At 58.9% G+C, this 20,014-nt stretch carries 13 protein-coding genes; 8 read left to right on the forward strand and 5 right to left on the reverse strand.

The genetic code is table 11. From position 1 onward, the window contains the following. The first annotated feature begins 258 nt into the window (after positions 1-258). The gene (gene htpX, locus EU805_RS03405) at positions 259-1,182 is read left to right on the forward strand and encodes a zinc metalloprotease HtpX (RefSeq protein WP_129762524.1); all 924 of its coding nucleotides are present in this window, start codon (positions 259-261) and stop codon (positions 1,180-1,182) included. Positions 1,183-1,391: 209 nt separating this feature from the next. Here htpX and EU805_RS03410 read toward each other — a convergent pair whose 3' ends face one another. The 4 genes from EU805_RS03410 to EU805_RS03425 all read right to left on the reverse strand — a co-directional run bounded on the left by EU805_RS03410 (position 1,392) and on the right by EU805_RS03425 (position 6,928). Continuing rightward, a complete protein-coding gene (locus EU805_RS03410) occupies positions 1,392-2,129 on the reverse strand; it encodes a hypothetical protein (RefSeq protein ID WP_207208056.1) in 738 nt (245 codons plus the stop codon). 254 nt (positions 2,130-2,383) lie between these two features. Next, positions 2,384-4,660, reverse strand: a complete 2,277-nt coding sequence (locus EU805_RS03415; protein ID WP_207208057.1) for a hypothetical protein — start codon at positions 4,658-4,660, stop codon at positions 2,384-2,386. Positions 4,661-5,228: 568 nt separating this feature from the next. Continuing rightward, positions 5,229-6,497, reverse strand: coding sequence for a Y-family DNA polymerase (locus tag EU805_RS03420; RefSeq protein ID WP_129762527.1), 1,269 nt, complete (start codon positions 6,495-6,497; stop codon positions 5,229-5,231). Then, positions 6,494-6,928: a LexA family transcriptional regulator gene (locus EU805_RS03425; RefSeq protein WP_129762528.1), complete on the reverse strand. Its 435-nt coding sequence runs from the start codon at positions 6,926-6,928 to the stop codon at positions 6,494-6,496. The genes EU805_RS03420 and EU805_RS03425 overlap by 4 nt, the downstream gene beginning before the upstream one ends. A gap of 90 nt (positions 6,929-7,018) precedes the next feature. Here EU805_RS03425 and EU805_RS03430 point away from each other — a divergent pair, with 90 nt between their 5' ends. The 5 genes from EU805_RS03430 to EU805_RS03445 all read left to right on the forward strand — a co-directional run bounded on the left by EU805_RS03430 (position 7,019) and on the right by EU805_RS03445 (position 15,548). After that, on the forward strand, positions 7,019-8,389 hold the full coding sequence (locus EU805_RS03430) for a type VI secretion protein ImpB (RefSeq protein WP_242494037.1): 1,371 nt from the start codon (positions 7,019-7,021) through the stop codon (positions 8,387-8,389). Between the two features lie 212 nt (positions 8,390-8,601). Then, on the forward strand, positions 8,602-8,997 hold the full coding sequence (locus EU805_RS03435) for a helix-turn-helix transcriptional regulator (RefSeq protein WP_129762529.1): 396 nt from the start codon (positions 8,602-8,604) through the stop codon (positions 8,995-8,997). Next, positions 8,994-9,161 carry a hypothetical protein gene (locus EU805_RS17360; RefSeq protein WP_165351873.1) on the forward strand — a complete coding sequence of 56 codons (168 nt, stop codon included), beginning with the start codon at positions 8,994-8,996 and terminating at the stop codon, positions 9,159-9,161. Before EU805_RS03435 ends, EU805_RS17360 begins: the two co-directional genes overlap by 4 nt. A gap of 432 nt (positions 9,162-9,593) precedes the next feature. Beyond that, on the forward strand, positions 9,594-12,758 hold the full coding sequence (locus EU805_RS03440; protein WP_242494038.1) for a site-specific DNA-methyltransferase: 3,165 nt from the start codon (positions 9,594-9,596) through the stop codon (positions 12,756-12,758). 3 nt (positions 12,759-12,761) lie between these two features. Further along, entirely contained in the window at positions 12,762-15,548 is a 2,787-nt protein-coding gene (locus tag EU805_RS03445; protein WP_129762531.1) for a BPTD_3080 family restriction endonuclease, read from the forward strand. Positions 15,549-15,693: 145 nt separating this feature from the next. Here EU805_RS03445 and EU805_RS03450 read toward each other — a convergent pair whose 3' ends face one another. Then, entirely contained in the window at positions 15,694-16,950 is a 1,257-nt protein-coding gene (locus EU805_RS03450; protein ID WP_129762532.1) for a site-specific integrase, read from the reverse strand. Between the two features lie 508 nt (positions 16,951-17,458). On the opposite strand from EU805_RS03450, the gene EU805_RS03455 reads away from it, so the two are divergent. Then, positions 17,459-19,096, forward strand: a complete 1,638-nt coding sequence (locus EU805_RS03455; protein ID WP_129762533.1) for an alpha-amylase family protein — start codon at positions 17,459-17,461, stop codon at positions 19,094-19,096. A 493-nt stretch (positions 19,097-19,589) separates the two neighbouring features. Continuing rightward, positions 19,590-19,994 carry a TonB-dependent receptor plug domain-containing protein gene (locus tag EU805_RS17915; protein WP_370318155.1) on the forward strand — a complete coding sequence of 135 codons (405 nt, stop codon included), beginning with the start codon at positions 19,590-19,592 and terminating at the stop codon, positions 19,992-19,994. Positions 19,995-20,014: the final 20 nt, after the last annotated feature.

A 20,014-nucleotide genomic window follows, 5' to 3' on the forward strand; every position in this document is an offset into this window, starting at 1 on the left:
GCCAGGGCAGCTGACAATAAGGCCCGCAGGCAGTTACGGCCCATTCCTGCCGTTGGCCAACGGGTCCGGATGGCGTGGTCGCAGCTCGCAATGCTGCCATTCGCTCCAAACGCACGCTCACGACCCGGCCTGACCAATCATCCTTAATCTGAAGACGTTGTGTCTGCCTGTGCCGCTTCGCACGCATGCTTGCGCAGGTCGGGAACCTCCCCATATCTCCCTCGATGTCTCAATGAAGAGAGAGTTCGAAAGACCAGTATGGGCTATTTAAAGACAGCGATGCTGATGGCCGCGATGACCGCGCTCTTCATGGGCGTTGGCTACCTCATCGGAGGATCGGGTGGTGCTGTGATCGCGCTTGTCGTTGCAGCGGCAATGAACGTCTTCACCTGGTGGAACTCGGACCGCATGGTCCTGCGGATGCACAATGCCCAGCCGGTGCCACCGGGCGACCGGATGGGCTTACACGCCATGACTGCCGAGCTTGCGCGAAATGCGAACCTGCCCACGCCATCGGTCTACCTGATCGACACGCCGCAGCCCAATGCCTTTGCCACTGGCCGCAACCCCGACAATGCCGCCGTTGCGGTCACCTCTGGTCTGCTGAACGTGCTGACGAGAGAAGAACTGGCGGGGGTGATCGCTCACGAACTGGCGCATATCCGCAACCATGACACCGCGATCATGACCGTCACCGCGACTTTCGCCGGGGCCATTTCGATGCTGGCCAACTTCGCGCTGTTCTTTGGAGGATCTCGCGAACGGATGGGGTTGATCGGCACGCTTGCGATGATGCTTCTTGCGCCGATGGCAGCGGCGCTGGTGCAGATGGCGATCAGCCGGACGCGGGAGTATGCCGCCGACAAGGCGGGCGCCGAGATTTGCGGCCAACCGCTCTGGCTGGCCTCGGCCCTGGAGAAGATTGCCATGGGTGCCGCCCGGATTGACAACCACGCAGCCGAGCGCAACCCGGCGACAGCGCACATGTTCATCATCAACCCGCTGCATGCACACAAGCATGACAGTCTGTTCGCGACCCACCCCGCGACCGAGAACCGCGTGACCGCGCTGCGCGCCATGGCGGCGCAGGGTGGAGGATCTTCGGGCCTTGGAGGCACGCATGTCTCGGCCAGTCGTATTCCCAAGATCAAAAGTCGCAAACGCCCCGGGCCTTGGTCCTGAACAAGCTTGTGTCGTGCGAAGTTTATCGAATTGCCTTCGAGCGAGAGCTGTTACAGGACGCCCCGCATTGCGAACCGGCTCAGTCAGTAACCGGCCCATAGCCGACTTTGGCCGGATCACTCAGTGCTGCAGCGCAGCTTCCCCAATGCCCTCGGCGAAACACAGGGACAGTCACACGAACCGGAGCTGGGTTAGGAAGCTGAGTTGGCCTAACGCTTAAAACAGAAATCGATAATCTCCGAAAAACCAACCTCTTCGCGAGTCAGCTTCTCACTCAATTCATCAAGCTCACCGATACTCGGCAAGGCGCTCGTAGCCGAGATCGTAAGTCGAAATTCTGGGTTGTAGCAACGCCCGACCCGTGAAAGCTCGTCACTCAGCTGCAGTAAAATTTGATCCCGTAACGTAATTTGATTCCGGCGAAACTTGATCAGACGGTAGCAGTCAAAGAAATCGGATTTCTTGGACGAGCCATACTTTCTGCCGCTCCAACCAGTTCTTCGTGTAGCGCGATACAGTGCTAGGTCCACAGTTTCGTTCCATACGCGAAAGTCAAAATAATTTACAGGGTTTGGGTTGTCGTGGGTGGCGTGCGGAAAAAAGTCTGTGCTAGCACCATGATACTTGTCAAGAGTCGCTAAAGTCTTGTTTTGGTTATTTAATATCTTCTCGATGAACCTTGGGAGCCGAAAATACATGAGTTTAGTTTTGTCCAGAACGCGGATTTCACGCGGTAGCACTTCATCCTCTTTATCCCAATGTGATCGAGACCTCTTCGGCAAATACTGAAAATACAGGCCTAAACATCTGAACATTCGATCTGTCGCAAAGGATGCAACTTGGACTTCATCCTTCTCAGCATTATCATGAAGGTAATAGTACGCGGCGCCAAACCAAACCAGAGATCGCGCGATCTCTTCAACCAACTCGTAGATGGTTTCATCCACTGGGTGTGGTCCGTACCGCGTTTGCACGTTGCCTAGTAGACGATCTGATAGCTTCTGATCGTTCGTGTCCAACGTAAAAAGTTCGCCCGAACGACGGTTAGAATAGATTAAAACTCTGGCGAAATCTTCGTCGAACATCCGTCGGTTAAAATCAGGTCTGTTTTTCTGAGACTTAATCAACAGCCTGTCCAAAAAACCAGTTTCTTCTCCATGTGACTGATGACGAAGTGCTGGCTTTGCCGCCCACCTTACTCTCATTCCGCCCTCCCCACATCGTCCTCAGACAAGTCTTTTGCGAAGCTAGTTATCTGACGATCCACATCGAAATCCGTTGGTTCAACAAGCGGTAAAACGTGTAGTGCAAAGAACAAATGAGATGCCTCCGCGTGTGATCGCAGAAACTCATCTACTACCTTACTCTCATGCTGGTTGCCTCTTCGGTAACTCATTTGATCGCCATAGCCGTCGCTTCGCGCTCGCTGTTCGAACGCCATCTTCCAATTAATTCGGATCAAGCCCCTCGGAGATGCGCCCATGCTGAAACTGTGAGGGTTCGAGAGAAGTAACATCCTCTTGAGGTACTGCTTCTGGTCGGTAGCTTTCTCAATCCATGACGAGAACTTGGCCAGAGCGGCCATCGACAACTTTGCGTTGCCAAAGTACTCTCCGTAGAGGATGGCGAACCCCAAGACTGAAGCAAAGTCGTTGATCACTGTCGAAATAAGATGCAAGCGAAACTCGTCGTTTACGTCAAGCGTCGAATCTGCAAATTTCGTATCCGATGCTAGCAACGCCAACGCGAAAAACATCGGAAATACTTTGCCGAACTTATCTTCGTCATTTTGCTGGAGGGCTTGGATGCATGCTTCAGCAAGTTCAAAATATATTTGCCCGAAATGGTCAGGGAAGTCGTCGCTATGCTCGTGTTCAAAGATGTGTCCAATCATGTCTGGACTTGCCAGCAACGCAACACTTACGTCGCGCGTATTTGACAAACGTTCTGCCAAACTCTGGGTGTCGATTTGGGGCAAAGCGTACTGTGTCTCGGAATAATGAACGTAAGCGCCGTATCTTTCGAAAAGTTGGGTCAACTCTTCGAACCAGCGTGGCAGCTTCCAATGGCTATGTAAGCTTGCAAGCACGACTTGTGTTGCGGCCTCCGGCATTCTCATTCTAGTAAAGGACTTGACAAAACTGGGCACCAGTTCGGCATGGAAGCTACATATCTCTGGCACTATTTTCGCGTACTGCTGCAACAGCTTTTGGACTGCCAACTGCTGGACGTACTTTGGCTTGGACAAGCGATGGCCTTCAATCTGTTTCTCGAAGTCGATGCGTTCAACTATGAAAGCCAATTCTACTTGCAGGAACGCGGGCAAGCTCCGAAGCGACTCATCCGTCCATATGTCGGCATCGAAAAATTCCTTTAGCTCCTTTTCGAAGGTCATCATGCGCCGAAGTGTTTCAAGACAAAGATTGCTGCCGAGCGCCGCCCAGGTATCTGCAATCGCTATCAATGTCAGCTCGCTGTTGCCCGCAGCGTCTGTTGAAGCAAAGGAATTTTCAATGATATCTTTGATTTTCTTCAGTTCTTGCATGCCAATATCGAACTGAAATTGCTCGGCATACGCCGAAACCCGGGCTGAAAAGCGATTAATGAGCTTCAGAGCTAGTTCAAAGTCTTTACGTGCCAATGCGAGCTCGATGTGTCCCGTCAATCTCTCAACGATCTCGCTTTCGAACCATTGCAGATCCGCTTTCTCTTCGACCATCAACTGGCTACTTGTTTGCAGAGCCATCGAGGTCGCGCTGTCTCCAGCAAAGAACCACTGCCTATGTTGTCGTTTGCGTGGAAACCAATAGCTTTCATGATCGATCTTATGCTTCTGACTGAGGTAGTGTAGCATCAGCGCCGAATAGTCATCACTCAGTGCAGGCAGTGTATCGCCTAGCTTCTCTGTTTCAGACTTAAGTCTTTCGTCAATGTACGCGAGTTGTTCGAGCGACTGGCGCGCTGCTTTCGAATGGTGGTTTGCGAGAGAAATCGAATTTTTCGGATTGGCCGCACCTTCAATGTGCCGTACAATTCTGGGTAGGATCTCGCTCCTAGCCAACTGATTAAGATCAAAGAAGTTAAACAGTCTTTGCCCCAACGGGAATAGCGCTAAAGAGCTAGCAAGTGTCAATAACGTACCGAGGTTGTAGTTCAACAAGCCAGGTTGAGAACCAAACATAGGGAGAGAAGTCGCCGTCAAACAAAAAGCAGCAGCTAAAACTAAGACGCGAGAGTAGACACTTCCCACCTGCTCACTCGTTAACAGTTGGATTATGTCGCGCCGAAGCCGCGTGTAACCGGCACTCAAGATGATGCCTATCGTGGCAAAATAGATAGAAAAGATTGCCGTGAGGAGCTGCGCGTACATCCGAAGCTGATCAATAATGAACTCGTTGTCATCTGCGCCGAGCGGCTGAAGCCAAGTTGTGTTACGCCTAATTGTTCCCTCGACAACAATTGAGGCTGTCAGCGCCATCACAACCCAAACCAAACTTTTCAATCCGATTGATGTCAGGGTGCCTAAGATCCTGGCATTCGTGCCAGCTTGTGAAACCGAAACGCTACGCTTATACGCACCACGTTCGAAGAAGAACTTTACCCTCCAAACTCTTGACCTCGCACTCCAGAACCAAGACTGGGAAACCAACCAAATCCTAAATCGATCAGTCAAAATATATCCATTCTTCTTTTCATATGCACTACATATAGGCAGCCTGATTTAAGATATCGAGAGGTTGCCGCCTTCAAACTCACTTTGACAGCTGTCGCAGTCAAGACTCGGAGGCGGCTTGCCATAAGGGCCTAAAAAGCTCCATAAGGCGTTTGGACCAGAGTTTGTCGGCTGGATCGTCAGCTGTGATCAGACGCAGACGAAGCCGTTTTTGAATACTTGATCCCCATTTCCGACCTCAGCGCTGTGATGTTGATAAATCATACGCAAAGTTCGCTTCGCCGTTTGCCCCATAAATTCTCGCGTCCGCAGCGAAAGTCCGCTCCCCGCCCTTGTCGCCCCGTTTGATACGCCCGCTCATTCTCTCGCCGTTCTACCTCACCACCGGCAGATCGCTTAGCCTCGTCGTGTATCGTGGGCTGCGGTGGTCGGCTCGAAGCTGCCACGGTCGCCGAATGCCCTCGCTGACAAGCACAATAGTATTCTTGCCGAAGCGCGTGTTGACCTCGTCGAGGGCGGCCATCAGCGCCGTGGGACGCTCTAACGTGTCGAAGAGTGTCAGAGGTCGAGCCTCATAGGGCAGCAGGTCATCAAGCAGAACTCCGGCTTTTGTGAAGCCATAGCTCGAGGCGCCGAACTTCGGCCAGGCCGCCTTCGCACAACGCTTGGCGGCCGCCACCAGATCGATGGTGTCCGAGCTCATTGGAGCCAGACGCGTCGACCGTGAGCCTGCGTATTGTGGCCGATCGGGACGGTGCCGGTTCGTATGGAAGAAGACTGTAATAGTTCCGGCGACGAGCCCGTGTTGCCGCAACTTCTCCGCCGCCCGGGTCGCGTGAGCGGTGACCGCCTGAAAGAGCGTGTCGAAGTCCGCCATCGGCGTGCCGGCCGACCGGGTCACCGCCATGCCCTTGCGCTGAGGTTCGACCTCCTCAAAGGCGATACAGGGTTCGCCCTGAAGCTCGAGGACGATGCGCTCCAGCACGACGGTGCCGATAGCGCGGGCCTGCCGCAGCGGCATGTCGCGCAGGTCTGCCGCCGTAGTGATGCCAATGGCCGTCAGCTTGGCTTCGGTCTTTCGACCGACACCCCAGATGTCGGCCACCGGGACGAGCGGCAACAGCCAATCAGAGATCCTGATGTCCATCATATCGAGCACGCCGGCGAAGATCGGGTTCTTCTTCGCGATCTCGTTAGCGCATTTGGCCAGTGTCTTCGTGGGGGCAATGCCAACTCGGACCGGAACGCCGATCCGGCGGAGCACCTCTTTGCGCAGCGCCCGCGCATGCGCTTCCCGGTCACGGAGACCTCCGAAGTCCAAAAAGCACTCGTCGATCGAGTAGATCTCGACCGAAGGCGAGAAGTCCTCGTATACCTCCACCACCCTGCGGCTGATGTCGCCATAGAGTGCGTAATTCGACGAGAAGACGTGGATACCGTGCGCCTCGACCTTGTCGCGGATTAGGTGCAGCGGCTCTCCCATTTTGATGCCGAGCGCCTTGGCCTCATCGCTCCGCGCGATGGCGCAGCCATCGTTGTTCGACAGCACGATGACCGGCACGCCCCGGAGTGTCGGGGCGAAGATCCGCTCGGCGCTGACGTAGAAGTTCGCGCTGTCGCTGATTGCGATGGGCCGCGTCACCCGAGGTCATACCGACGCACGACGCCCGCGATGACCCCCCAGATCTCGCTGTCCTCCGTAAGTTCTATTTCAGGAAAGTCCTCACGGCTGTTGGCCGGCGCCAGGAAGTATCGTCCGTCGCGCTTGCGCAGAATCTTCGCCGTCACAGCTCCGTCGACGACCGCCAGCACGGCCCGGCCTAGCCGCCGCTTGCCCGCGCGATCGACCGCGATGATGTCACCGTCGCGAATGCCAACATCCCAGAGGCAGTCTCCCTCCACGCGCCACCAGAAGGTCGAGGCCGGATGGCGGACGACCCAGGCAATCGGGTCGATTTCGTCCTCAAGATCATCACCGGCAGGCGACGGAAAGCCCGCACTGGCGCGGACAAGCGGCAATGGGATGATCTGTCCCTCCGTCAGGACGGGGGCTTCAATGGGATGGACGGGCATCCGCGACTCCGGTTATGTTCCTGTATTGTTCCCCTGTATCTGCCACGGGCAGCCAAGCTGTCAAGCGAACGAGGAACGAGAGGCTTACAGTTGACGGAGATCGTCCAGATGTATCATTCCCGCGGACAGGCGCGCGGCGTCGAGCGCCTCTACCTCGACTTCGACAGCTTCTTTGCTTCCGCCGAGCAGCACTTCAATCCGGACCTACGCGGCCAGCCCGTCGGCGTGGTCCCGCTGGATTCGCTGCATACGGGGTGCATCGCCGTCAGCCGCGAGGCGAAAGCGCGCGGAGTGAAGTCGGGGATGACCATCGCGAAGGCGCGCGAGATCACCCCAGAGATGGTCTTTGTCGTGGCACGTCACGACGTTTACGTGCGGCTGCACAAGCGTATCCTCGAGGTCATCGAGACTGTCCTGCCTGTCGCGCAAGTCCGGTCGATCGACGAGGTGGTCTGTCACCTCCTCCCCTCTGAAGCGGAGCAAGGAGAGCGGCTCGCCAAGTGGCTGAAGGCGGCGCTGGCCTCGACGTTCAGCGATGTGCTGACTTGTTCGATCGGCATGGCGCCGACCGAGCTGCTAGCCAAGATCGCGGCAGAGCAACATAAGCCCGACGGGTTTCAACTGATCGAAGCCGATCACCTGCCGCAGGCGCTGGCGGGCATCGATCTGAACGATCTGCCAGGGGTTTCGACAGGGATGCGCGCGCGCCTTGAAGCGGCTGGAGTGAAGGATTTCGCGAGCCTCTGGGCGCTGGCGCCGAAACAGGCGCGGGCGATCTGGGGCAGCGTCGAAGGAGAGCGGTTCTGGAACGGCGTGCACGGCTTCCACACCGAGCGCCCGGTCACAAAGAAGAGCATGTTTGGTCACAGCCGCATGCTGCCCAGGGACTGGCGGACGCACGACAAGATCGCGATTTGCGCAAGACTTCTGACGCAGAGCGCCGGTCGCCGGGTCCGACGCGCCGAGGTGCGGGCCACGAAGATGACGCTTGGATTACGGGGCGGCGGATCGCGGGTCGCTTCGGAGACAAGGTCGGAAAATCTGCGCTGGAACTGGGAAGGCGCGTTCCTGCCGGCCCGCGACGACCATACTTTCCTGACCGCCCTCGGCGACGGTCTGGCGGAAGCGAAGCGGACTCTCTCGTTCCGGCCGAGATCGGTCAGCGTCATGATCCACGGCCTGATCAGCAGCGCGGACATAATGACGGATCTCTTTGACACCGCAGCGCAGATCCCAGGAGGAATCGCACGAAAGACAGACAGAGAGAAATGGGAACGCGTGAGCGACCTGATGGACGGTGTCCGCGCCCGGCTGGGACCGCAAGCCCTAACGATGGGGCCGCAGGCGGACATGCCAGGCGGCTACCTCGGGGCCAAGATTGCCTTTGGGCGCATACCCGACGAGGCGGACTTCAGCGGACCGAAAATTGCCGATGAAGACACGCACTTCGTGACGATCTAAGTTGGCTCAAGCCGAATAGCTCGCATTAAGAGCTATCGTGAAAGTCACCAAAATGTGGACGCACGCAGCGGTCCGGTCGAATGATGTCCGACGTATGCCGGCGGTATGTCATCGACCGCGACTTCTTTCTCTCGGGAGCCGCGAAGACCCAACGAGCGTCTCGCTATAAAGAACGTGCAGCAAGTCGCTGCGTGCTCTCAAGGAAAGCAAAAATGAAACGACCCTACGCCGACACGGAACTCGCGACCTTCATCGCCACGCGTGTTTTGCAGCTCAAACCTAAAAGCCAGATCGACATCGCGCGCGAAGCGGGGTTCGTGAACCCGAACGTGATTTCAATGCTGAAATCCGGCGCCACGAAACTCCCGCTCGACCGGGTTCTGACTCTGGCTGACGCTCTCGAGTGCGACCCGCGCCGCCTGTTCCTCCTCGCGGTCCAGCAGCAGGGCTACGAGACTGAACGGACTACCATCGCCGAGATCTTCGGGACCATCGTGACCGCCAACGAGGTGAAATGGCTCGATGAGATCCGGGACGCGTCGAAAAACACCGACCCCAACTTGACGAGCCGGTCCCGCACCGGTCTGCGCGCGATCTTCTCCAAATGACGGAACGCGATCACGGGTTCGTCCTGCCGAACAGGACGCCGCTTTCGGAGCAGGAATGGCAGTGGATGGAAACGATGCGGTCGATCGTCGGTGGTCACCTACCGTGGATGACGCTCGAGCAAGCGCAGGAGCTGCAGCAGCTGTTCCGGCGCAGGGTTGACTGACATCGCTCCCGTCATGCGCGCCTCGTGGCAGTCGGTCGTTCTGCGTCTGTCACGGGGCGATGATGGGTCCAGCGAGGAGGAATGGCTCGTCGTGCAGGCGATGTCCTAGGAAACAAGCGCTTGCTGATAGGGATGCCTCGGGGTGCCGGCAAGACCGGGCGGACAAATGTGCCTATGTGAATGAGTAATGGACCATTGCCTCACGGTAGGCATATTGGTGATCATGTCTGCTGTTGACGACAAGCTAGACGCCTCATTGGCAGTCCCGCTTGATGACGGAGCGGGCTATTGGGCGTGCAATGTGCAGATACAAGCGGTAGCGTTCCCAGACGACACCTTTCCCGCAAGCAGCCTTTTCATATGTCTCACAGTCTGAACGACCTTATCCTCTCATTAATCCCCGATGACGGCTCCTCGTTGGGGAACGGCGCGATGATGGCGCTACTGCGCGAGCAGGTGCCGAGCCTGACCGACGAGGACTACACGGCCGCGCGCGACGCGCTGGTAGATGAAGGGCTTCTTATCCGTGGCCGTGGAAGGGGCGGATCGATCATGCGGGTGGTCGATGACAACGAAGATGTGAGCGTCGGCGTAGACACCGCGGATGACAATGTCGACGACGACGAGTTCGAGTTGCAGCCGACGAGCGAGCCGGCGCCGCGGCAGCGTGCCGTCTCTACCGGCAAAAAAGCTACGCGCAAGCCGAATGGCCCTGCGCAGGTGCTGAGCTACCGACATCAAGAGACGCGGGTGAACAACCCGGAGGTGGGCATGGTCCATGCCGGCACCGATCCCGATGGCGAGAAAAAGACCTGGGCCCACGATCCGCATCTCGACCCTGTGCTGAACTTCGACTCTGCGCGAGTTGGGATCGAACGGCTCATCGACAATGCGTTGGCCAGCGGCGATCCCGAGCAAATGAAGGACGCGCTGCAGGAGCTGAAGCGGCTGCAGGCGCCCTATCTCAACTGGACGGGCAAGGCGGAGCGGACGAGCGTCGAGATTGATACCGTCTCGCTGCATGTCCACGAACGAGTGGACCCGGCGACGATCCTTGCCAACGCGACCAAGCGGCTAAAGGGCAAGGACTCCGCTACGCAATGGCAGCAGCCGGACCTTTTCGCGGCGCCGTTCGAGAACCTGCCGCTGCGCCAGGCGCTGGATTTCTACCACCACGAAAAGGGCTGGTCGAACCGGCTGGTGGCGGGGGACAGCCTGCTGGTGATGAACTCGCTCCTGACCAAGGAGAGCATGGGCGGCAAGGTCCAGATGATCTACATTGACCCGCCCTATGGCATCAAATACGGCTCGAACTTCCAGCCCTTCACGAACAAGAAGCCAAACCAGACCATCGACAAAGAGGAAGATCTAACGGCTGAACCCGAAATGATTCGTGCGTTCCGGGATACTTGGGAACTTGGCTCACATTCTTACCTCACGTATTTGCGTGACCGATTGCTATTGTCGAGGGAGTTACTGCACGCGTCAGGTTCTGTTTTCGTTCAGATTTCAGACGAGAACCTTCATTCCGTTCGCGCGTTGATGGATGAAGTTTTTGGCGCAGAGAACTTCATGAATATAATTGCCTACAGGACGAAAATCCCGCTCGGCACCAAATATCTGGCATCCATCTACGACTACATCGTCTGGTTCGCGAGAGACAAGGACGCCATCAAGTTTCGCAAGCTCTACCAAGTGCGGAAATCCGGTGAAGGCACTCAGTTCAACAAGGTGCGCCTCCCAACACTTGAGGAAGTTCCTTTCAAGGATTTTGAAAATGATCCTGAGGCACTCCCCGAAGGCTCGTCCGTATTCCGAGCAACTGACTTGGTCTCCTCCGGACTGACGGAGTCATGCGTCTTTGATTTTGAAATGGATGGCAAGATCTACAGTCCAAAGTCCGGCAAGAGTTGGAAGACGAATCCAAGCGGGATGGCACGTGCGATCAAGGCGCGAAAGATTTTGCACGGCAAGACCATGCCATCCTATCGCTTTGAATTTTCGGATTTTCCAGTTCAGGAGTATGCGAACGTATGGACGACGACCCAAGGTGCCTCTGATAAGGGTTACGTGGTTGAAACGAGCACAAGTGTAATCGAACGATGCATGCTCATGACTACCGACCCAGGTGATCTGGTGCTCGATCCTACCTGTGGGGGCGGCACCACCGCTTTCGTCGCCGAGAAATGGGGACGGCGCTGGATCACGTGCGACACCTCCCGCGTAGCGATCACGCTGGCCAAGCAGCGGCTGATGACCGCCAGCTTCGACTACTACGCGCTCCGCTATCCGCATGAGGGGCTGGGCGGCGGCTTCGACTACGAGACGGTGCCGCACATCACGCTGAAGAGCATCGCCAACAACCCAGACATCGACACGATCCACGACGAGGACCACCCGAAGATCACGGCGGCGCTGGAGGGCCTCAATGCCGCGCTGGCTGCGAGCCGGCCGAAGCCGCTCAAGCCCGCGCAGGGCGTGCGCAAGGGCAAGCCGGTGGATTTCGCCAAGGGCGACAGCCTGCACGAATGGGAGGTGCCCTTCGACTGGCCCGACGATTGGCCCGAGGCCGCCCGCGCCGCGTTCGACGCCTTTCACGCCGCCCGCCAGGCGATGCAGCGCCGCATGGATCAGTCCATCGCCGACCATGCCGAGCAGGAAACGCTCTACGACAAGCCGCGCATCGACAAAATCAAGCTGCGCATCTGCGGGCCCTTCTCGGTCGAGGCGGTGCCCGCGCCGACCGTCCTGTCGCTGGACGAGAGCATGCCGCCGCAGGAAGCCGACGAGACCGTCGCTCGCTCCGGCGAGACGTCCCGTCAGGCGCTTTGGCGCGACGAACTGCTCAAGACCGGCGTGCGCGGCAAGGGCGGCGCCATGCTCCGCTTCGCAGAGTTCGAGACGTTGCCGGGACTCAAATACATCCATGCTAGCGGGTCGCTGGCCGAGACGGGCGAACGCGTCGTCGTCAGCTTCGGCCCCGAGCACGCGGCGCTGGAGCAGCGTCAGGTGGAACTGGCGCTGACCGAAGCCGAGACCCTGCGCCCATCGCCGAAATTCATCCTGTTTTGCGCCTTCACCTTCGACCCGGAGGCCGCGAAGGACATCGACGAGGTGAACTGGCCCGGCGTGACGCTCTTGAAGGCGCAAATGAACACCGACCTCTTGACCGAGGATCTGAAGAAGAAGCGCGCCTCGAACCAGTCCTTCTGGCTGATGGGCCAGCCGGACGTGGAGCTGCGCAAGCGCGAGGACGGGATGTGGGAGGTCGAGGTCAACGGCTTCGACTATTTCGACCCCAAGGCGGGCGACCTCGTCTCCGGCGGCAAGACGCAGATCGCGATGTGGTCGCTGGACGTGGACTACGACAACCGCTCGCTGATGCCGCACCAGGTGTTCTTCCCGATGGCGGATGCGAAGGGAGGCTGGAACCGCCTGAAAAAGACCGTGCGCGCAGAGCTCGATGAGGACTTGCTGGAACAGTTCCATGGCACCGTCTCACTTCCGTTCGAGACGGGGGAGAACCGGCGGATCGCAGTCAAGATCGTGGACGACCGCGGGATCGAGTCGCTCAAGATCATGCCGCTAGAGGGATAGGGCATGTCTCTCATCATTAACACGCCATTCGAGTGCCCCGCACAGCATTGGATCGAGGCCAAGGGCGGCAAGCTGGAGATCAAGCCCGAACGGCGGCCGGCGAGCTACGAGGTTTTCGACGCGCGGAATAACACCAAGCGCACCGAGGTTCTGGACCTGGTGAACACGATCCGGGCGCGCGTGGATCAGTGGCGTGCGGATGGCTGGCCCGGCGTCACCATCGTCACCCGCAAGCTGCTGGAGCACTGGCATGACCGCGATGTGCGCCAGTATCCGTTCTATTTCTGCCAGCTCGAGGCCATCGAGACGCTGATCTGGTGGGTCGAGGGCGCCGAGGCCTACAAGCAGGGCATCGCGATCCCAGGCGACGGCGGGACGTGGGAGCGGCTGTGCAACAAGATGGCCACGGGCGCGGGCAAGACCACGGTGATGGCGATGATCATCACTTGGCAGGTTCTGAACGCGCTGACCTATCCAAAGCGGAACAAGGACTTCAGCCGCGCCGTGTTCATCGTGGCGCCCGGCCTGACCGTGAAGGAACGGCTGCAGGTGCTTCTTCCCAGCGAGGGAAGCTACTACGACGAGTTCAACCTGTGCCCGTCCGAGGCCCTGCGCCAGAAGCTGAACCAGGCCGAGGTGCTGATCGAGAACTGGCACACGCTGATGCCGCTGAAGGAAGCGGACCGCTCGGTGGTGAAGAAGGGGCGCGAGTCCGACGAGGCCTTCACGCGGCGCGTGCTGGGCAAGCTGGCAGCGCACAAGGACATCATTGTCATCAACGACGAGGCGCACCACGCCTACCGCAAGCCGCCCGAAGTGAAGATCAGCAAGAAGGAGGCCGCGGAACAAGGCATCGACCTGGACGAAGCCACGCGGTGGATCGAGGGTCTGGACCGCATCCACAAGACTCGGCGCATACAGCGCTGCTTCGATCTGTCGGCCACGCCGTTCGCGCCGACCGGAAAGAGGAGCACCGACGCGGCGCTATTCGACTGGATCATCTCGGATTTCGGTTTGAACGACGCGATCGAGGCCGGGCTCGTGAAGACGCCCCGGGTCGTCGTGCGCGACGACGCTGTTCCGGACGCAAAGACGCTGCGCTCGAAGCTTTACCACATCTACCGCGACCCATCCGTCTCCGAGGACCTGAACCGGGCAAAGGCCGAGCCGCATGAGGCGCTGCCGAAACTGGTGCAGGACGCCTACACGCTGCTCGGCGCGGACTGGCGAGAAACGCGTCGGCAGTGGCGAGAAGCCGGGCATTATTCTCCTCCGGTCATGCTCACCGTCTGCAACCGCACGGAGACCGCGGCCCGCATCGAGAATTATTTCAACAAGGGCGATGCACACTGGCCCGAGTTGCACGCGCCAGAACGGACGCTTCGCGTCGACTCAAAAGTGCTCGAGAAGGCAGAGATCGGCGAGACCGCCTCATCCGACAAGGACTACGAGGCGCGCTTGAAGGACATCATCGAGGCGGCAGACCTTCCCGAAACCCGGCGCCAGCGGTTCCTTGCCTTGAAGAAGGAGGAACTGCTGCGCGAGATCGTTGACAACGTCGGAAAAAGTGGAGCAGCCGGCCAGGACCTTCAGAACGTCATATCGGTCGCGATGCTGTCGGAGGGATGGGACGCCAAGAATGTGACGCACATCATGGGGCTCCGGGCTTTCACGTCCCAGTTGCTCTGCGAACAGGTCGTCGGACGCGGACTACGTCGGGTGTCCTACGACACTGACGAGAACGGCCTGTTCCTGCCAGAATACGTCAACGTCTTCGGCGTGCCGCTCTCTATATCGGAGACCGGCGAAGGCGGTGAGGCGCCGCCACCTCCGAAGCCCACCACGCAGATCGAAGTAGTGCCCGACCGCGCGCATCTGGAGCTTCGCTGGCCGAATGTGCTACGTGTAGAGACGATCGTCAAACGGGAGCTCGCCATCGACTGGAGCAAGGTCCAGCCGCTCGTGCTCGATCCCGCCAGCACACCGATTAGCGCCGAACTCGCCCCGGCACTCGGCGGCGCGACGGACATGGGCAAGGTCACCGCGATCAATCTCGAGAAGCTATCCGATGGCTTCCGACTACAGCGACTCACTTTCCAAGCGGCGCGAAAAGCGTTTGCAGAACTAAGCCATGGATTCACCGGCACCCATGAGTATCTCGCGGCGCAACTTGTGCGGATTGTCGAGGCGTTTCTCAACTCGGACCGTCTCGAGATCCCGTCGCTGTTTCACTCCGATCCGCTTCGAAGGCGGATCTTGATTGCGCTAAACATCGATCTCGTTGTCCAACATATTCTCATCAATTTAACGGAGCAGAATACAGATCGACTGACCCCAGTATTTGACGAGGAAGATCCAATCGGTTCAACTGAGTTGATGCGCACTTGGTATACAACCAAGCCGTGCTTCCCGACTAGCAAGTCGCAGATCAGCCATCTGGTCGGGGACTCCGCTTGGGAGGGCCACGCAGCCAACGTTTTCGAGAAGCGTCACGAAGTTATTTCTTATGCCAAAAATGATCATCTAGGTTTCCAGGTCTACTACATGTGGGCGGGGTCCCGACGGCGCTATGTTCCGGATTTCATAGTGCGTCTCGACGACGCTAAAATCCTCGCCCTCGAAATCAAAGGAACCGACAGCCCCCAAAACAAGGCCAAGCGGGACGCGCTTAATGAGTGGGTGCAAGCCATTAATGTTGCAGGCGGCTTTGGGCGATGGACATGGGATGTCGCATTTAAGCCAAGCGAGGTGCAGGACATCATCACGAAGCACGCAACAGTTGTCCTATAATAGTATGAGTTAAGCGAGCATCAATCGCTTCCCAGCTCGACGAGCGCGTGTTGATTGCGTGATAGAGTTCTTTGAATATGATTTTTGTCGCATTCTTTCTAGTCGGATAATGCTGCTTTGATTCTGCAAAACCTAGAAATGTAGACTACCGACGAACATCTTTGAGTAGAAAATCTCCCCACGCCTGCATCATCTCCCTCCGCTTCTCGAGCATGTCGCCACGCCTGTAAGCCTGCTCGACCGACGATCCGACACGGTGAGCGAGGGCGATCTCTGCCATGTCCGCTGGATAGCCGGTCCGCTCGGCCACCCAGTCGCGGAACGTGGACCGGAGGCCGTGAGGCACCGCCGGCCTCTCCGACTTTGGGTCGAGCCAGCCCCTGCGGCCAGCTTCCTCCTCGGTCTTCTGCATCCGCTTCATGACGGCGGAGAGTGTCATGTCCGACATCTGCTTACCGGACTTACCCGGGAATACGAGGTCGGTTCCCAGCTGACGCGGTAACTCGACGAGTAGCGCCAAGGCCGCTGGGCTGAGGGCAACGCGGTGCTCGCGATCCATCTTCATGCGGTCGGCCGGAATGGTCCAGACCCCGGCTGCCAGGTCGATCTCCCGCCACAGCGCTCCTCGGATCTCACCCGACCTGGCGGCGGTCAAGGCAAGGAACTGCAGGGCGAGAGGCGCCACGCCTCCGCGCTTGAGGAGCGACGAATACCACTTCGGAGCATCATCGAGAGCCAGAGCGCCATGATGCGTCGTCTTCGCGATCTTGGAGGGCGCGGGAAGGAGTTGCTGAAGGTTGCCCTTCCAGGCGGCCGGATTATCGCCTTCGCGGTGACCTGCGACCGTCGCCCAAGCGAGGACATTTTCGATCCGGCCACGAAGACGCTTCGCGGTCACGGTCTTCGTGGACCAGATAGGCTCAAGGATCTGAAGAACATGTGTGCGGTCCACCTGGCCCACCGGCATCGATCCTATGATCGGAAAGGCATAGGTTTCGAGAGTGGAGCGCCACTGCGCTGCATGTTTCGCGTTGTTGAACTCCTTATCCCGCATGGATGACATGTATCTTGCGAACGCGTCGCTGAACGTCATCACCGCGGGAACTGCGATGCGAGCGGCGGCACGCGCTGCCGCACGGTCGTTGACCGGGTTCTCGCCTGCGCGAACCTGCTGCCGGAGGCGCACACCTTCGTCTCGAGCATCGGCGAGCGAAACCTCGGGATAGGGCCCAAGCCCAAGTTCGTGACGCTTGCCGGCAACCGTGAGCCGCAATATCCAAGACTTCGTGCCGGATGGTGTGACGTTCAGGTAGAGGCCGTCCACACCTCCGACCGCGTGCATGCCCGCCGTCGTGATCCTCTTCACCTGAAGGGCACCTAGCTCTTTCGCGCGCCGCGCCATCCCACCATCCATCCCACCATTGATTGAGCAACTGATAGCAGCGGCATGCAACGGGCTGCAATAAGGAATCCGCATAACGTTATGGAAATAAACACGCTTTCCCGTCTGTTGCGATGTATCGAGATTATCTGCGACTGGCAAATGGCTGATCCCCAGTCCGCCATTACCCCACCTTCCGAAGTCTGAATTCGTCAGCCCCGTAGACTGCCTGGGCTTTGGTCTCCGTCAGAGACGGAAACGCATGGTCCCAGCCTGTGCAATTGCTTGAAAAGAGTTTGTCGGGCAGGCGTCGCGACGTGTCGGGGCGCGTCTTGCGGTTCTTGAGAGCTGCGGAACATCTGCTCCATCCCGCAATGACGCTCGACTCTGCGCGCACCTTGCCGGTCGCTTGTCTTCCCCGTCGTTTGACCCGCAATGCTTGGACGTGTCTAATTGTTCTGCAGGGCTATTGCATCTGGCGGATGTGGCGTAAAATCTCGCTCACGCCAGGCGGGAATTGGAGCGCGACATGCTGGATCTGTGGTTCAAGAATGCGGTCGTCTATTGTCTCGATGTCGAGACGTTCATGGACCGCAACGGCGACGGCGTCGGCGATTTCCCGGGCCTGACGGATCGTTTGGATCACCTCGAGACATTGGGTGTGACATGTATCTGGCTCAACCCGTTCTATCCGACGCCGAATCGCGACAACGGCTATGACATCACGAATTTCTACGGGGTGGACCCGCGGCTGGGAAGCCTGGGCGATTTCGTGGAATTCACGCGCGCGGCCCATGAACGGGGCATGAAGGTGATGGTCGATCTGGTGTGCAACCACACATCCATCGATCACCCGTGGTTTCAGGACGCACGGACATCGAAGAACAGTCGTTACCGCGATTGGTACGTCTGGTCCGAAGAGAAGCCCGACGACATCACCGAAGGCATCATCTTTCCCGGCGTCCAGGAAGCGGTCTGGACCTACGACGAGGCCGCCGAGGCCTGGTACATGCATCGGTTCTACGCGCATCAGGCGGACCTGAATATCGCAAACCCGGACGTCCGCGAAGAGATCCTTCGCATCATGGGCTTCTGGCTCGAACTGGGGGTCGAGGGGTTCAGGATCGATGCGGTGCCGTTCCTGATCGAGTACAAGGGTTTGAAGGACGAACCGGATCGGGATCCGTTGCTGCTGCTATCGGAGATGCGGGACTTTCTGTCGTGGCGGCGGGCGGGCGCGGTCATGCTGGCGGAAGCGAACGTCACGCGGGAGGTCTTGCCGGACTACTTCGGCGGCCGATCTTTCGGATCGGACGAGCGCATGCATCTCGTCTTCGACTTTCCCCTCAATCAACGGATGTGGCTGGGTTTCGTGCGCGGGTCCGCGGAGCCCATCCGCGAGGCGTTGCGCTCCCGGCCGGACCCGATGCCGGTGCAGGCGCAGTTCGCCACGTTCCTGCGCAATCATGACGAACTCAGCCTCGACAAGTTGAGCGATGGGGAGCGCGAGGAGTGTTTCGAGGCCCTCGCCCCCGAAGAGTCCATGCGGATTTACGATCGCGGCGTGCGTCGGCGCCTGGCACCCATGCTTGGCGGCGACGCGGCGCGGATCGCCTTGGCGCAGAGCCTTCTGTTCGCATTACCCGGTACGCCGGTCATGTGGTACGGCGACGAGATCGGCATGGGCGAACGGCTCGATCTCGGCGAACGCAATCCGGTGCGCACCCCCATGCAATGGGCCGACGCTGCGAATGCGGGCTTCAGTGATGCAGCGGCCGACCTGGTGCATCCGGTGGTGACCGACGGACCGCTTGGCTACCACGAGACGAACGTGGCCTCACAGCGTGCGACGCAAGGATCCTTGTTGCGCCAGGTGCAGGAGATGATCCGGGTGCGCCGGTCCTGCCCGGAAATCGGCTGGGGAGATGTGACGCTCCCCGATTCGCCTGATGGAATTCTCGTGCTGCGCTACGCGTGGCGGGACAACGTGGTCTTCACGATCCACGACCTCAGCGGGAAGGGGGGCGAGGTGGATATAGACGCCGAAGCCACTCTCATGCCGCTGCTGTCCGATGCCGCGACCGAGGGAGCCGTTCAACCGGGAGAGCCCGTTCGGATCGGACCTTACGGGTTTCTCTGGCTGCGCGAGGGCGGCGAACGACGCTGATCTTCTTCGTCGGCGGCGCCCTGAAGGATGGGGGGAAGGTGTGCAGTCACGTCGTGCGCGCCGTCCCGGCCTGAGGACCGGCCGATCGGTTCGACACCGGCCTTATCGACCGTCCCGCGATCCTCGCTTGCGAGACAGTGAATATAGGCCGCGCATCAAGAGCAAGCAGCGCGAAGGGTGGCTCCAAGACCGTTCTTCGTTTCCTTGAACCGGGACCTTAGTGTCTTTGGATCCCGGGGAAGCCAGCCCGGCGCGCCGCGGTCCGGTGATCCTTCCGGCATTGCCGGACGAGCTGGTTCCTTTGCGTCTGCTGGCAGCTTCGCGATCGGACGGGGGGCGTATCGATTCGAGCGGGCGCAGGTCAGCCGTGGCACTGCTGCCAGAGGCCGGATGCAACCTGCGGTATCAAGATCGGTTTGCCACTTGCGCTGAAGGTAATCCCGACTAAAAGACTTTTTAATCCTTACTAATTTTGCAAAATACTCGAACGACCGTGATCGACCGCCACCCGCGCATCGGCAATGAACCTTTTGCCGTCAAGGCCTTGCTAGGGTGCACCGCCCTGACGATCCTGCCCGCCATCGCCATCGCCATCGCCATCGCCATCGCCATCGCCATCGCCATCGCCATCGCCATCGCCATCGCCTTCGCGCAGGACGCAGAGACGCCCTACCGGCTGTCGCCGATCATCCTCTCGGGCGGCGGTGCGGTCTTCCAGGATGCGGAAACGGTCGTGGCGCAGGAGCTTTGGGTCGGCGGCAAGGTCGCGACCAGCATCCTCGACACGCCGGCCTCCGTTTCGGCGGTCACGGCCAAGGAGATCGAGGACCGCAACGCCGACACGGTGGAAAGCGTCCTGCAGTACACCCCCGGCATCCACACCGATTTCTATGGCTAGGACGATCGCAACGACTACGT

This window comes from Salipiger sp. IMCC34102 (assembly GCF_004145405.1).
Lineage (GTDB): Bacteria > Pseudomonadota > Alphaproteobacteria > Rhodobacterales > Rhodobacteraceae > Loktanella.

Bases quoted from the DNA above. Each gene is read 5' to 3' on its own strand.
- htpX (WP_129762524.1), top strand. From the start codon at position 259: ATGGGCTATTTAAAGACAGCGATGCTGATGGCCGCGATGACCGCGCTC.
- EU805_RS03415 (WP_207208057.1), bottom strand. From the start codon at position 4,660: ATGGCGCTGACAGCCTCAATTGTTGTCGAGGGAACAATTAGGCGTAAC.
- EU805_RS03425 (WP_129762528.1), bottom strand. From the start codon at position 6,928: ATGCCCGTCCATCCCATTGAAGCCCCCGTCCTGACGGAGGGACAGATC.
- EU805_RS03435 (WP_129762529.1), top strand. From the start codon at position 8,602: ATGAAACGACCCTACGCCGACACGGAACTCGCGACCTTCATCGCCACG.
- EU805_RS17360 (WP_165351873.1), top strand. From the start codon at position 8,994: ATGACGGAACGCGATCACGGGTTCGTCCTGCCGAACAGGACGCCGCTT.
- EU805_RS03440 (WP_242494038.1), top strand. From the start codon at position 9,594: ATGATGGCGCTACTGCGCGAGCAGGTGCCGAGCCTGACCGACGAGGAC.
- EU805_RS03445 (WP_129762531.1), top strand. From the start codon at position 12,762: ATGTCTCTCATCATTAACACGCCATTCGAGTGCCCCGCACAGCATTGG.
- EU805_RS03450 (WP_129762532.1), bottom strand. From the start codon at position 16,950: ATGGCGCGGCGCGCGAAAGAGCTAGGTGCCCTTCAGGTGAAGAGGATC.
- EU805_RS03455 (WP_129762533.1), top strand. From the start codon at position 17,459: ATGCTGGATCTGTGGTTCAAGAATGCGGTCGTCTATTGTCTCGATGTC.